The following is a 14406-nucleotide window of genomic DNA, read 5'->3' on the forward strand; positions in this document are numbered from 1 at the left end:
GCTATTCCTTAAGCAAACTGACGAAGTTCACCTTCGCCTTCTACGTTAGTGACACAGCGGCTGCACAAGGTTGGGTGTTGCTCATCTTGGCCAACATCTTCACGATGATGCCAGCAACGTTCGCACTTCTCGGCAGTAGCGGCAGAAACTAACAACTTCAGGCCTTGCAAATCCGTTGTTTGCGCTTGAGCGGGCGCCTCAGCAAGTTGGGCTACCTGGGTTTTAGAAGTCAACATCACAAATCTCAGTTCATCTTGAACGGCACTGAGTTGTTGCTGAACATTAGCATCGGCATACAAGGTAACGTAGGCTTGCAAGCTGCCTTTCATGTTTTGCTCACGACGAGCTTGTTCAATGGCTTTGTTAACTTCGTTTCGAATGTCGATCAATTGCTGCCAATTTTCGTCGCTGATATCGTCTTCAGTGCGCACGGCATCTAACTGCTGATACCACTCTTGAGTGAATACGTACTGAGCGCGTTCACCGGGCATTTGCTGCCAAATTTCATCAGCAGTAAAGCTTGTGATTGGTGCAATCCAACGCACCAAAGCTTCACAGATTTGATACAACGCTGACTGACAACTGCGACGAGCCAAGCTATCAGCTTTAGCTGTGTACTGACGATCTTTAATGATGTCGAGATAGAAGCTACCTAATTCCACCGAGCAGAACTGCATCAGTTTTTGAGTAACCAAGTGGAAATTGTACTCTTGGTAAGCCGCTAAAATTTCTTGTTGAATGGCTTCTGCACGACGGATTACCCAGCGATCAAGCGCCACCATATCTTTCGCTTCAACCATATGCTGACTTGGTTCAAAACCACTTAGGTTAGCCAATAAGAAGCGTGCGGTATTTCGTATGCGTCGATAACTATCGGCACTACGCTTCAAAATTTCGTCTGATACCGTCATTTCACCGGAGTAGTCGGTAGCGGCAACCCACAAACGTAAGATGTCGGCCCCTAACTTGTTGTTCACCTCTTGCGGTGAAACCACGTTGCCAAGCGACTTGGACATTTTGCGCCCTTGTCCGTCGACCGTGAAGCCGTGGGTCAACACTTGGGCATAAGGAGCTTGACCGGTTACTGCAGTCGAAATCATCAAGGACGAGTTAAACCAACCACGGTGCTGATCCGAACCTTCTAAATACAAATCAGCTCGCTTACCTTGGAACTCGGGACGCGTTGCAACCACGGATGAACACGTCGAGCCAGAATCAAACCAAACGTCTAGGGTGTCGGTAACCTTGCGGTATTGCTGAGCTTCTTCACCCAGTAATTCAGCCGTGTCGAGATCCCACCAAGCTTGAATGCCGGCTTTCTCGATTCGCTGAGCCACTTGCTCCATAAGTTCAACACTGTTTGGATGAAGTTCCCCAGATTCTTTATCAACAAATAAGGTGATGGGCACACCCCAGGTGCGTTGACGAGAAATACACCAGTCAGGGCGGTTCTCTACCATTTTCTCGATGCGGCTCTCACCCCACTCGGGGATCCACTGAGTGTTGCCAATCTCTTTCAAAGATTGTTGGCGCAAACCCGCTTTATCCATTGAAACAAACCATTGCGGAGTGGCACGGAATATAATCGGGGTCTTATGACGCCAGCAATGCGGATACGAATGACGATAGGCGTGGTGGTGCAATAACGCACCATGCTCTTTTAATGCGTCGATAACGGCATCATTGGCTTTAAATACATGCTGGCCCGCGAATAGCTCAGTATCTGCTTTATAAACACCGTTATCATTGACCGGATTGGCGACTTCCAATTGATACTTCAGTCCAACCACATAGTCATCTTGACCGTGTCCAGGTGCGGTATGCACGATACCAGTACCGGACTCAGTGGTTACGTGGTCACCTAAAATAACCGGTACATCAAATCCATAGAACGGGTGGTTAAAACGTTTCAGCTCTAATTGTTCGCCGCTTGCCGTTCCAAGTACGTGATAACGCTCAATGCCGAAGCGGTCGATACAATCGTTCATCAAATCTTCAACTAAAATCAAACGTTCTGGGTTATCGCCTTCCACCTGAACCAAGACATAGTTTAATTTAGGATGCACCGACAAGGCACGGTTTGCAGGTAGAGTCCACGGCGTCGTGGTCCAGATTACCGCTGATACGTCGCCTTGGCCTTGGTGGCCATCGGCGCAGTCAAAAAGACCGGCAATGTCGTTGTTATCGACGGCCTTAAAACGCACATCGATTGCAGGGGATGTTTTGTCTTCGTACTCAACTTCCGCTTCCGCTAAGGCAGAACCACAATCGGTGCACCAATGCACAGGTTTTACACCTTTATGCAAATGGCCGTTATCAATGATTTTCGCCAAAGCCCGCACGATATTGGCTTCTGTATCGAAATTCATGGTTAGGTATGGATTGTGCCAATCCCCCAAAACTCCTAGGCGGATAAAGTCTTCACGTTGGCCGTCTACTTGCTTAGCTGCATACGCCCGACATTTTTCACGAAATTCAGCGGCAGAAATTTTATGGCCTGGCTTGCCTACTTTTTGCTCTACTTTTAGTTCGATCGGCAAACCGTGGCAATCCCAGCCCGGAATGTAAGGGGCGTCGAAACCAGACAAAGTTTTCGACTTAACAATAATGTCTTTTAGGATTTTATTAACCGAATGGCCAATATGAATATTGCCATTGGCATAAGGAGGACCATCATGAAGAATAAATAAATCTCGACCTTGCCTGCTGGCTCTAATTTGCCCATATAAATCTTGCTCATTCCAACGTTGCAGCATTTTGGGTTCACGCTGAGCCAAGTTTCCACGCATTGGGAAATCCGTCTCAGGTAGATTTAAGGTCGCTTTGTAGTCAGTCATCACTTTTAATACCAAAGGTTAAAAATTAGGTTATCCAGCATCTGCACTTAACAGTGCCTGCGCTTTATTTGCATCTTCAATAATTTGCTTACGTAAGCCATCCAATGAACTGAATGGCTGTTCATCTCTTATCTTTATTACCAGCTCAATATCGAGAGATTTACCGTATAAATCTCCAGAGAAGTCAAATAAATGCACTTCTAGCTGACAACGTTGCCCATTCACTGTTGGGCGAAATCCAATATTTGCTACGCCATCGTAGCTGTCAGAGCCTTGCCAGCGAACTCTTACGGCAAAAACCCCTTTCACCGGCGAAACTTTGCGCTTTAGCGCAATGTTGGCGGTGGGAAAACCGAGCGTACGGCCAATTTCATCACCATGGGCCACTCTGCCAGAAATAACAAACGGATGCCCAAGCAAACGCCGAACTTGCTCTAAGTTGCCTTGAGCTAACGCTTCTCGAACTAGGGTTGAGCTCACTCGTTTATCGGCTACCGTAAAAGAGTGGGTATTGACCACTGCAAAGCCATGTTTTTCGCCAGCTTGACGCAGCATTTCAAAGTTGCCAACCCGGCCTTTGCCAAAACGAAAATCATCGCCAACCACTAAGTAACGCACGCCAAGCTGCTTGACCAATAACTCTTCGATAAAGGCTTGAGCGCTCATTTGCGAAAATCTTTGATTAAACTCTACGCACAATAATCGTTCAATGTTCAGCTCATCCAATAAGCGGACTTTATCTCGCAACAAGCTGATGCGGGCCGGCGCTGATTCTGAGCGGAAATACTCTTGAGGTTGTGGCTCAAACGTCATCACGGTTGCCGGTACCTTCAAAGCCTTTGCTTTTTCAACGACTTGTGCAATCACTTGCGCATGACCACGATGCACACCATCAAAGTTGCCTATGGTGAGAACGCAGCCGTGATGTCGGCGTTGAATGTTATGAATACCGCGGATTAAGTCCATGATGCTTTACGAGCTTGAATAAACGGCGAATTATACCCCAGCTTTCGCAGATAATCAGCATACAAATGCGCGATTATCTGCAGAATTTACGCTTTAAAATCGACTCGTCGCACCCCAAGTAACAAGATGCCAATCAAATAGCTACCGGCCCCGGCGCCAATTAACAGCATTAATTCCGTTAAACGGGTTGCAAAGTTCATGTTCGCCCACTGCTCAATGCTTGGAGACAGGTAGCTAATAACAGCCAACATCAAGCCAACCGCTACGATTAACTTGCCGATAAACATAAGGGTTTTCTTCTGTAAGGTAAATACACCCTGTTTATGCAGCCCTATGTAAAGCAAAGAGGCATTCAATAAGGCTGACAAGGAAGTGGCGATGGCCAGTCCGACGTAGCCATAAGGGATAGCGAACACGATGTTAAACACCATGTTCGACAGCATGGCCATAATGCCATATCGAACCGGCGTTTTAGTATCTTGGCGAGCGTAATAGCCAGGTGCCAGCACCTTAACCAGCATAAAGCTGAGTAAGCCGCTGCCATAAGCCATTAGGCTGGACGATGCCATGGCACTGTCGTTTAAACTGAATTCCCCTCGCATAAACAGAACCATAAGCATAGGTTGCGCCAGTACCACCAGCCCCGCCATGGCAGGCATTCCTAACAAGCAAACCATCTTGACGCCCCAATTCATGGTACGAGCAAAGGTAGCGGGATCGTTACTGGAGTGCTCGCGGCTTAACGCTGGTAAAATCACGGTAGCAATTGCAATGCCAAATAAGCCTAAGGGAAACTCCAATAATCGATCGGAGTAATACAACCAACTTATGGAGCCGCTCATTAAGAAGCTGGCGATAATGGTGTCGAACAGCAGGTTAATTTGAGACACCGATACCCCAAACAACGCTGGAATCATGAGCGTTTTTATTTTCACAACCCCAGGATGAGAAAAATTGATGGTAGGTTTAACCAGCATCTTTTGTTGATACAAGAACGGAATTTGAAACAAGAACTGAATCAATCCACCGGCAAAAACACCAATGGCTAACCCAATTTCAGGGTTCTCTAAATTTGGAGAAACCAATAAGGCTGCAACAATGATCGCAATGTTTAAAAACACCGGCGTAAACGCAGAAACAGCAAACCGTCCCAAGGTGTTTAGTATTGACCCGGCCAGAGCGGTAAAAGATATAAACCACAGGTAAGGAAAAGTGAGTTTGAGCAACAAGCTAGCAAGCTCATATTTTTCACCGTTTGCACCGTCATTCAACCAATCGATAAACCAGCCACTGGCGAATAACGCTATCACCAAAGGAGAGCCCACTACCCCAATTATGGTCACTATGGTTACCAAGAGGCCTAAACTGCCACCCACTGCTGCCAGCAATCCTTTAACTTGGGTTGGTTTTTGTTGTTGGTACTCGGTTAATACCGGCACAAAAGCTTGTGCAAAGGCGCCTTCGGCGAACAGTCGCCGTAAAAAGTTGGGAATTTTGTTCGCTAGAAAGAAAACATCAGCACCGTTGCCCGCCCCCATTAAGTTGGCTATGACCACATCTCTCACCAAGCCTAGAATTCTCGATACAAAGGTCATGGCGCTAACGATCAATCCGGATCGCACTAATTTCTTGGTCACAATTGCTCTCGTACGTTATTCACTAAAACGGCACTCACTTCAAAAATCTAACGCGGTGACTGTCACCGCACAACTTTTACTGTTAGAATCCCCGACACATCTTAAACCAGTTTGGCTTGAAAACGCTAAACAGTGTCTCTGGTTGTTGATGACCTGACGGGAATTTATCCATTTGCCTTGACATCAAGGTATAAATTCGGCAAAATCCCCGGCCTTTAATGTATCTCATAAGTTTTTAGGAGTTGCACCTTGGCTAACATCAAGTCTGCAAAAAAACGCGCTCTTCAAGCCGAAAAGCGCCGTCAGCATAACGCTTCTCGCAAGTCTATGCTGCGCACTTATCTAAAGAAAGTTATCGCTGCTATTGAAGCTGGCGACAAAGCACAAGCTACTGAAGCTTTTGCTAAAGCTCAACCAATTTTGGACCGCATGGCGACCAAAGGCCTTATTCACAAGAATAAAGCTGCTCGTCATAAGTCTCGCTTGAACGCTAAGATCAAAGCACTTTAATAGTCTTTGTTTGTTCAAGAAAACAAAACCGGCTTAGGCCGGTTTTTTATTGGGTCACTTTTAGACAAAACCAAAAAAGCCGGCTACTAGCCGGCTTTTTCGTTTCCTTGAAGGCAGGTTCTATTGGTACAAATCGTCCAATAGGCCTATCATCTTTCTTACTTTGCTGCTTTTTAGCGAGTAGTAAACCGTTTGCGCTTCTTTGCGTGTGGTTACCAACTGATCTTTTCGCAACCAAGCTAAATGTTGAGAAAGTGCGGACTGGCTCAAACCAAGTTTTTGATTCATTTCGCCAACACACATTTCATCTTTTTCTAACAAATGATATAGAATCTCTAGGCGACGCTCATTGGCCATGGCTTTTAATAGTACGACAGCATTATTTTGTTGCTGCTCTTGTAGTTGGATAGTCATTGTGCGTTTTACTCCTACAGAAAATCCTGTGGCAAATATAATTTTAAAAATAAAAACATGCTACCAATTTCGAGATAGTCGAAATTTAGCGATAAAACCTTCGGAAAATACGAAGTAACAACAAGGAAATTCCATGCCTAAGCACGTAAAAAAGTGGTTTATATTCTGCTTAACTATTCTCTGTAGCACCACGTCTATAGGGGTTTTCGCTAAAATAGACAATGCTAAAATAAAGTCTTTGCAACAGATGTCACTGGAAAGTTCATTAAGTTATGAAATTGTAGAATCGTTAACAGTTGAGGTAGGTCCTAGACTTCCTGGTAGCCCTGCGGATCTCAAAACCGTTGCTTGGGCGGAAGCTAAATTTAAAGCCTTGAATTACGATAAAATCTATAAAGAGCCGGTTGAGATTCCAGTTTGGACCCGAGGCGCAGCCTCTGCAGAAATTACTGCCCCCTTCCCTCAGCCTATCGTGATTACCGCTTTAGGAGGCAGTGTCGCAACACCGGATGAAGGCATAGAAGCCGAAATCGTGCGCTTTGATAACATAGAACAACTGCAACAAGCCGACTCAAAACTCGTGGAAGGTAAGATCGTATTTATTGACCCCATTACTGAACGCCATCGCACCGGCAAAGGTTACGGCAAAGTGGTAGGCGCTCGCTCTAAAGGTGCAGTAGAATCGGCAAAGAAAGGCGCTCTAGCGGTGGTCATTCGCTCAATCGGTACCGACAGTGATCGCTTTGCACACACAGGTATGATGCGTTACTCCGATGACACGATAAAAATCCCAGCAGCAGCCATGTCAGTCCCAGACGCCAATCAAGTCAACGCCATGCTCGATAGAGGCCAACCTGTTCGCATAAAAATGAATTTGTCTCCTGCTAGCAAAGGGGTGGCATCCAGCTACAACGTTATCGGCGAAATTACCGGTAGCACTTATCCCGATGAAATTATCCTTCTCGGTGCGCATCACGACTCGTGGGACGAAGGCACAGGAGCTTTAGATGACGGCGCCGGCGTCGGCATTGTTATGGCCACTGGAGCGCTTATTAAAAAGCACAGCGTACAACCGAAGCGCACCATAAGGGTTGTGTTGTATGCCGCCGAGGAAATTGGCCTCATTGGCGGTAAAGCTTACGCTAAAGCCCATGAGAAAGAGTTGGATAAACACCGCTTTGCGTTAGAGTCTGATTTTGGCGCCGGGCTTATTTGGCGCTTGGATACTCGAGTGAATCCAGCGGCGCTAGAAGACATGAAAAACATTGCCCGCATGCTTGAACCCCTAGGTATTGAAATGGGTCACAATAATGCCGGCGGTGGGCCTGATATCTCCATGCTTCCTGGTTATGGGGTTCCGGTAATCAATCTCCAGCAAGATGGCAGTGATTACTTTGATTACCACCACACCCCAAACGACACCCTGGACAAAATAGATCCGGCAAAAATAGCTCAAAATACTACAGCCTGGGTGACATTTGCAGTAATGGCCGCGGAAGTTGATGCTCAGCTTCGCCCTATTCCAGAGCGCAAATAACGTAAACGAATGATGACGGCCTTGGCCGTCATCACTTTAGCTAGGTATCGCCTTTAAGATTAATGATCTCTTAAGAAAACCGGCGATGATTCGGTGGAGAGCTCTTCACTGTAGCGATAGCCTTCATAATCAAAGTCACACAGTTGTTCTGGTGACGTCACCTGTTTATCAATCAGATAACGAACCATCATACCCCGAGCTTTCTTAGCGTAGAAGCTGATGATTTTATACTGACCTTTACTTAGGTCTTTAAATACCGGCGTAATAATGGTTGCCTTTAACAATTTAGGCTTAACCGCTTTATAGTATTCATTGGACGCCAAGTTAATGACCACGTGTTGTTGATGCTTTTCTAAGTGTTGATTGATGGCATCCGTGATGCTATTGCCCCAAAACGCATACAAATCTTTACCTTGAGGGTTGGCAAGTTTAGTCCCCATTTCTAAGCGATAGGCTTGCATCAGATCCAACGGTCTTAATAACCCATAAAGCCCAGATAATATGCGTAAATGCTGTTGTGCAAACTGGAGTTGCTCCTCAGATAAAGATTCGGCATCAAGCCCTGTGTATACATCGCCTTTAAAAGCTAACAAAGCCTGCTTAGCGTTGTCGCTTGAAAAAGGCACTTGCCACTCACTAAAACGGGCCGCATTCAAACCGGCCAGCTTGTCGCTAATTTTCATCAAACTGGCCAAATCAGCTGGCGTTAATGCTTGGCAAACAGGAATCAACTGCTGCGCCTGTTCAAGCAGCTGTGGCTGGCTGAAGGTTGTAGTGGTAGACGGGGTTTCGTAGTCCAACGTCTTGGCTGGCGAGATTAAAGCTAACATGGGTAATCGGTCTCTTACTTATTTTGCTCTATCATACCGCTGGCAATAAAAAAAACCACGCTTTGACCGCGTGGTTTTTTCTATCGTTCTAATCACTTTAGGTTATTTAGTACTTTCAACCGGTTCCGCTTTGGCCCAAACGCCTTGGGCGATTTGCCCTTCAAGTTCTGGGAACTTATTGCGATCGAACGTCGGCTCTTCGCCTGCTGCGAGCTGCCGCTTGTAGTCATTGATAACACGAATCGCTAACTTAGAAAGCAACAAGATGGCAATAATGTTGATCACAGCCATTGCGCCCATAGACACATCCGCTAAATCCCAAACCGTTTGCAGTTTAGCCACTGAGCCAAACATCACCATTGCTAACACTACAAACCTAAATGGCCAAAGCACGGCGGTTTTGTTTTTAGCAAGAAACAGCACATTGGTTTCAGCGTACGAGTAGTTCGCGATAATCGAAGTAAAGCAAAATAATATGATAGCCGCCGCGACAAAAATTACGCCAATGGATCCCACTTCACCGGAAATGGCCATTTGAGTGAGTGCAATACCATTCAACTCACCACCGGTTTCATGAGCACCGGTAATTAAGATAATAGCTGCGGTTGCACTACAAATAACAATGGTATCGAAAAATACCCCGATCATTTGAACAAAACCTTGGGCAGCGGGATGGTTTGGATTAGCGGAAGCACTAGCGGCAACGTTAGCCGCACTACCCATACCAGCTTCGTTCGAAAACAAGCCACGTGCGATACCGCTTTGCATGGCTTGGGCAATGGTGTAAGCAACACCACCGGCAACCACTTCATGCAAACCAAAAGCACTTTTAATGATTAAGCTAAATACTGCTGGAAGTTCGCTGATGTTCATTGCAACAACCACCAAAGCCAGCAGGATATAACCGATGGCCATGGCAGGAACAATTTTAACGGTAACTTTTGCAACACTGGCTAAACCGCCTGAGATAACCAAAGCACTTACTGCGACCACACCAAGACCCACTAGGGTTTTATCCCAATCAAAGGCAACATGTAACGCGTCGCTAATGGTGTTGGCTTGCACCGCATTAAACACAAGTCCGAAAGCGATGATCAAAGCAATAGAAAAGGCAATTCCCATCCACCGTTGACCTAAGCCTCGCTCCATATAATAGGCAGGACCACCACGATACTTACCGTCGCTGTCTTTAACTTTATAAACCTGTGCCAAGGTTGACTCAATCATAGAGGTGGCCATGCCTAACAAGGCGATTAACCACATCCAAAAAACAGCACCTGGACCACCGGCAACAATGGCCACCGCCACGCCGGCCATATTTCCGGTGCCTACGCGCGCCGCCATTGAGGTGCAGAAAACTTCAAAGCTCGACAAACCGTCTTTGTCGCTTTTACTTTGAGTGAGCACTTTAAAGCCGTGCTTAAAGTAACGCAGCTGGATAAACCCTAAACGAAAAGTAAAAAACAAGCCGGCACCCACCAGCAAGTAAATGAGCACTTTTCCCCACAATAAACCGTTTAAAAAGTCGATAGCAGTTGCTAGCATAGATTTCTCTCATCTCGTTAACGTGAAGACCAAGGCGCACTATCATTGAGTAATCGCGGGCCGAAAGTCGCGTAATTTAGCATAAACGCTCTGTCGCTAATGCGCCAAATTTAGACAAATTATTGAAATTGCGAAGTTACTCAGGCAAATCTTTGCCAATAACACATAAACTCAACGACCAAGCTACCTAAAGGTAACCGGACCAGTGAGGTTTGCTATGATTGTGTGTATCAGTGAGGGTGACTGTTAATCAATAGTAAATTTTCAAATTTGTTTGAAAATAACTAAAAATTATTAACACATTTAGCTTTTTCTGTAATAAAAGTACATATTTAGATTGGCAAATGGGATGAAATAGTCTGTAATCCTAGGTCGCAACTGTTCAACAATAAACAAATAGAGATGTAGCCATGAGCAACAGCTTAGAGCAACTTAAGCAATTTACCACCATAGTAGCCGACACGGGCGATATTGATGCCATTCGAGAATACCGCCCTCAAGATGCCACAACCAACCCGTCGTTAATTTTGAAAGCGGCTCAGCTACCACAGTATCGTCCACTGGTCGAAGAAGCGGTGCAATGGGCTAAGCAAAACAGCAGTGACGCCAGTTCCTTGCTCGAGAACGCTATGGACAAACTCAGTGTCGCTATTGGTGTCGAGATACTGAAGCTCATTCCCGGACGCATCTCCACCGAAGTGGATGCTCGCTTGTCCTACGATACCCAAGCTTCAGTTAACAAAGCTAAACGCCTAATTGAGCTTTATCAGCAAGCAGGCATTAGCAGTGATCGCGTTTTAATTAAGTTAGCTTCAACTTGGCAGGGAATCAAAGCCGCCGAGCAACTTGAGCAGCAAGGTATCCAATGTAACCTCACGCTATTGTTCAGTTTTGCTCAAGCAAAAGCGTGCGCAGAAGCCGGTGTTTATCTAATTTCTCCCTTTGTTGGTCGCATTCTGGATTGGTATAAAAACGATACGGGTCTTGATTACCAAGCAACTGATGATCCTGGGGTAGTCTCGGTTACTGAAATCTACAATTACTACAAGCAATATGGTTACCAAACCGTGGTCATGGGGGCGAGTTTTAGAAACTGCGGTGAGATCATAGAGCTCGCGGGCTGCGATCGATTAACCATTGGGCCGGGTTTATTACAACAGCTGGTTGAAGCAGATTGGCCAGTGCAGCGTAAGTTAACGCCACCCGCAAGTACTACCGCGGCGCCGCAACCCATCACTGAGTCTCAATTTCTTTGGGAACACAATCAGGATCCTATGGCGGTGGAAAAACTGGCGGAAGGCATTCGCAATTTTGCCATCGATCAGGGCAAACTAGAGACGCTACTGAGCGACATCATTAATTAAGGATCAAGGCACATGTCTCAATTGACTCAGTCTTCCGCATGGAAAGCACTTGCACAGCACAAACAAAGCATCGAATCGCAGCATATGCGAACTTGGTTTGAGCAACAACCTGATCGCGCTGAACGATACTCGCTCAGCGCTGCAGGCATTTTATTGGATTATTCAAAGAATAGAGTCAATGACGACACGTTAGCCCTGCTGTTTGGTTTGGCGGAGCAACAGCAACTTGAGCAAGCGATAAAGCGCATGTTTGCCGGGGAGGAAATTAACACCACCGAGCAACGTGCGGTATTGCACACAGCCCTAAGAGCCGACAGACACTCACCCCAATGGCAACAGCAAAGCGACTGTTTGTCTCAAGTCCAAGCAAGCTTGGATAAAATGGAGCTATTTGTAGATGCCATAATCCAGCAACGTTGGTTAGGCTACACAGGCAAAGCCATAACCGACGTGGTCAGTATTGGTATTGGCGGCTCATTTCTAGGTCCCAAAGTGGCATCCGAAGCGCTTAAGCCCTATTGGTCTGATGCTTTGACCGTACATTATGTAGCCAACGTCGACGGCACGGCTATAGCTGATAAGCTGGCACAGCTTGATCCACAAACCACCTTATTTATTACCGCCTCAAAAAGCTTCGGTACCCAAGAAACGTTAGCCAACACACTGTCTGCTAGAAGTTGGTTTTTAAGTCACGGCGCCAGCTTACCTGACGTTGCAAAACACTTCGTAGCGGTCAGTTCAAATATCGAAGCCGCCACCGAATTTGGCATTTCACCGGATAATATTTTTCCAATGTGGGATTGGGTCGGCGGCCGTTATTCGCTTTGGTCTGCCATTGGTCTTCCCATTGCGCTTCAGATTGGTTTTAAACATTTCAAGTCCATCCTTGCCGGTGCTCAAGATATGGATGAACACTTTCGTACAGCGCCATTTGAACAAAATATGCCGGTTATCATGGGCCTATTGGGCATTTGGTACACCAACTTTTTTGACGCACACTCTCATGTCATTCTTACCTATGACCATTACCTAAGAGCTCTACCCGGATACTTGCAGCAATTGGACATGGAAAGTAATGGTAAAAACGTGACCCGTGCAGGTGTTTCCGTCGATTATGCAACCGGCCCGGTAATCTGGGGGGGGGAAGGCACTAACGGGCAGCATGCCTACCATCAGTTATTACACCAAGGCACTCGGGTAATCCCAGCAGACTTTATTTTGCCGCTTCGCAGTCACAATCCTGTTGGTACCCATCACGACATGCTCGCGTCTAACTGCTTTGGCCAATCCCAAGCGCTCATGCAAGGTAAGACACTTGACGAAGCCAAGTTGGAATTAGCCAGTAGCCCGCTGTCGGAGCAACAAGCTGAGCTCGTTGCTCATCACAAAGTGATGCCGGGCAACAAACCATCTAATACCTTACTTATTGAACAAAGCACCCCCTACTCGTTAGGGGCGATCATTGCATTGTATGAACACAGAACGTTTGTACAAGGCGTCGTGTGGGAGCTTAATTCTTTCGATCAATGGGGGGTTGAGCTGGGAAAACAATTAGGCAATCAAGTACTGGATGCCATCGCCAAAGAAGAGCAAGGCGTTCACTTGGATGGTTCAACTCGTAGTCTAATATCTAAGTTTAATCAAGCCAAACTGAATAAAAATTAGCCAGTTAAAACTTGTACAAAATAAGCCGACTTTTTAGTCGGCTTCGCTTTAATAACAAGCAATTAGAACACTTTTGCAGCAAAAAACTCCCAACAATTAAGTAACACCCATGTAACAAAGTTGTTGCATGCTGTTTTTAGACTGTGTTATTAAGTCAGTCATAACACCAAAAATAACAAGGGAGTTAGCTCATGGATCGCTTAGACTTTGGCAACGCAATTGGGGAAGTAATCGAGAAACCAACCCGTTCTCGTAGCTCAAACAAAAAACGTAAGTTCCGCGAAATTGAAGCTTTGAAAGAAAAGCATCGCCTCATGAAAGAACTCCAAGAATTGGAGCCAGGACTGGATTACGATCTCGATAGTCTGGGCTTGTAAGACTTAGTGACACCAAAAAGCGCCTCAATAAGGGCGCTTTTTTTGTTTCTAAAGATTGCAGTTCGCGGCGGCGTGCCCAACGTTAAGGCGCACTATCGACATAAGTATCGTCGTTTATGTATTGCTTCAATGCTTGAAATTCAGCTTTTCCTTCGTTTCCAAATAATGGGTCTCGTTGAAACAAAGGTTGCAACTCAGTTGAAATCTCTTGCCAGTCGTTTGTACTCATATTCACTTCAAGCTGAGGAAATATGTCCTGTTCCTCAAAACCTAAGTGCTGACGCTGCATATCAATGTAATGTTCAATCTCGGCAACTAATTGCTCCATCGGTACCATTACATCGTTAAGTACCATGTTTACGCTATGGCTTAACATTTCGTTGGCTTGTTGCAGGCGTTCATGCTCTACCGTTAACTGAGACAAGGTGTCACTGCCCTGAGCAGGATAATGCTGACAATAATAATTATAAATGATGTCTTCTACAGGATGATGACAGCGATCGCCGTAGTTTTGCATGTAATTAATCACATCACTTACTAGGCTCATATTCACTTTTTGGCTGCGCTTTAATTTTTCAGCGATGGCTTGCAGAACATCCAGCAATACCGTTATGTTGCGGTGGTCTTCATATAAACGTGTCAACATAGTCTGTTCCTTTCTATAGCTCTCTGTGCACTATAGAATAAATCGGCACTACTCTGACCAGAAAAGTGATTTAAGTTT

General features: G+C 45.8%; 12 protein-coding genes. 5 read left to right on the top strand and 7 right to left on the bottom strand.

What is annotated here, in order from left to right; translation table 11 throughout:
* Positions 1-8 precede the first annotated feature (8 nt).
* The 3 genes from ileS to murJ all read right to left on the bottom strand — a co-directional run bounded on the left by ileS (position 9) and on the right by murJ (position 5440).
* Entirely contained in the window at positions 9-2837 is a 2829-nt protein-coding gene (gene ileS / locus CLC91_RS03940; protein ID WP_095498100.1) for an isoleucine--tRNA ligase, read from the bottom strand.
* A gap of 30 nt (positions 2838-2867) precedes the next feature.
* Positions 2868-3803 carry a bifunctional riboflavin kinase/FAD synthetase gene (gene ribF, locus CLC91_RS03945; RefSeq protein ID WP_095498099.1) on the bottom strand — a complete coding sequence of 312 codons (936 nt, stop codon included), beginning with the start codon at positions 3801-3803 and terminating at the stop codon, positions 2868-2870.
* Positions 3804-3889: 86 nt separating this feature from the next.
* Positions 3890-5440: a murein biosynthesis integral membrane protein MurJ gene (murJ, locus tag CLC91_RS03950; protein ID WP_095498098.1), complete on the bottom strand. Its 1551-nt coding sequence runs from the start codon at positions 5438-5440 to the stop codon at positions 3890-3892.
* A gap of 249 nt (positions 5441-5689) precedes the next feature.
* Between murJ and rpsT the strand changes: the two genes are divergently transcribed.
* Positions 5690-5950, top strand: coding sequence for a 30S ribosomal protein S20 (gene rpsT / locus CLC91_RS03955; protein WP_095498097.1), 261 nt, complete (start codon positions 5690-5692; stop codon positions 5948-5950).
* A 120-nt stretch (positions 5951-6070) separates the two neighbouring features.
* On the opposite strand, the gene CLC91_RS03960 is transcribed toward rpsT, so the two are convergent.
* On the bottom strand, positions 6071-6364 hold the full coding sequence (locus CLC91_RS03960) for an ArsR/SmtB family transcription factor (protein ID WP_095498096.1): 294 nt from the start codon (positions 6362-6364) through the stop codon (positions 6071-6073).
* Positions 6365-6497: 133 nt separating this feature from the next.
* Between CLC91_RS03960 and CLC91_RS03965 the strand changes: the two genes are divergently transcribed.
* Positions 6498-7901 (top strand): M28 family peptidase, encoded by a 1404-nt coding sequence (locus CLC91_RS03965; RefSeq protein ID WP_095500040.1) that lies wholly within the window; start codon positions 6498-6500, stop codon positions 7899-7901.
* A gap of 59 nt (positions 7902-7960) precedes the next feature.
* On the opposite strand, the gene yaaA is transcribed toward CLC91_RS03965, so the two are convergent.
* Positions 7961-8731, bottom strand: a complete 771-nt coding sequence (yaaA, locus tag CLC91_RS03970; RefSeq protein WP_095500041.1) for a peroxide stress protein YaaA — start codon at positions 8729-8731, stop codon at positions 7961-7963.
* Positions 8732-8833: 102 nt separating this feature from the next.
* Positions 8834-10276, bottom strand: a complete 1443-nt coding sequence (locus tag CLC91_RS03975) for an alanine/glycine:cation symporter family protein (RefSeq protein ID WP_095498093.1) — start codon at positions 10274-10276, stop codon at positions 8834-8836.
* Between the two features lie 410 nt (positions 10277-10686).
* Here CLC91_RS03975 and tal point away from each other — a divergent pair, with 410 nt between their 5' ends.
* From tal to CLC91_RS03990, 3 genes are all read left to right on the top strand, one after another.
* Positions 10687-11640 (top strand): transaldolase, encoded by a 954-nt coding sequence (gene tal, locus CLC91_RS03980; protein ID WP_095500042.1) that lies wholly within the window; start codon positions 10687-10689, stop codon positions 11638-11640.
* A gap of 12 nt (positions 11641-11652) precedes the next feature.
* Positions 11653-13305 (top strand): glucose-6-phosphate isomerase, encoded by a 1653-nt coding sequence (pgi, locus tag CLC91_RS03985; RefSeq protein ID WP_095500043.1) that lies wholly within the window; start codon positions 11653-11655, stop codon positions 13303-13305.
* 191 nt (positions 13306-13496) lie between these two features.
* Positions 13497-13682 (top strand): DUF3545 family protein, encoded by a 186-nt coding sequence (locus CLC91_RS03990; RefSeq protein WP_095498090.1) that lies wholly within the window; start codon positions 13497-13499, stop codon positions 13680-13682.
* 82 nt (positions 13683-13764) lie between these two features.
* Here CLC91_RS03990 and CLC91_RS03995 read toward each other — a convergent pair whose 3' ends face one another.
* Positions 13765-14328 (bottom strand): hemerythrin domain-containing protein, encoded by a 564-nt coding sequence (locus CLC91_RS03995; protein WP_095498089.1) that lies wholly within the window; start codon positions 14326-14328, stop codon positions 13765-13767.
* Positions 14329-14406 lie beyond the last annotated feature (78 nt).

It is taken from the genome of Paraferrimonas haliotis (assembly GCF_002282895.1).
Classification (GTDB): Bacteria; Pseudomonadota; Gammaproteobacteria; order Enterobacterales; family Shewanellaceae; genus Paraferrimonas; species Paraferrimonas haliotis.

Bases quoted from the DNA above. Each gene is read 5' to 3' on its own strand.
- tal (WP_095500042.1), top strand. From the start codon at position 10,687: ATGAGCAACAGCTTAGAGCAACTTAAGCAATTTACCACCATAGTAGCC.
- CLC91_RS03975 (WP_095498093.1), bottom strand. From the start codon at position 10,276: ATGCTAGCAACTGCTATCGACTTTTTAAACGGTTTATTGTGGGGAAAA.
- CLC91_RS03990 (WP_095498090.1), top strand. From the start codon at position 13,497: ATGGATCGCTTAGACTTTGGCAACGCAATTGGGGAAGTAATCGAGAAA.
- CLC91_RS03965 (WP_095500040.1), top strand. From the start codon at position 6,498: ATGCCTAAGCACGTAAAAAAGTGGTTTATATTCTGCTTAACTATTCTC.
- pgi (WP_095500043.1), top strand. From the start codon at position 11,653: ATGTCTCAATTGACTCAGTCTTCCGCATGGAAAGCACTTGCACAGCAC.
- ileS (WP_095498100.1), bottom strand. From the start codon at position 2,837: ATGACTGACTACAAAGCGACCTTAAATCTACCTGAGACGGATTTCCCA.
- CLC91_RS03995 (WP_095498089.1), bottom strand. From the start codon at position 14,328: ATGTTGACACGTTTATATGAAGACCACCGCAACATAACGGTATTGCTG.
- CLC91_RS03960 (WP_095498096.1), bottom strand. From the start codon at position 6,364: ATGACTATCCAACTACAAGAGCAGCAACAAAATAATGCTGTCGTACTA.
- yaaA (WP_095500041.1), bottom strand. From the start codon at position 8,731: ATGTTAGCTTTAATCTCGCCAGCCAAGACGTTGGACTACGAAACCCCG.
- ribF (WP_095498099.1), bottom strand. From the start codon at position 3,803: ATGGACTTAATCCGCGGTATTCATAACATTCAACGCCGACATCACGGC.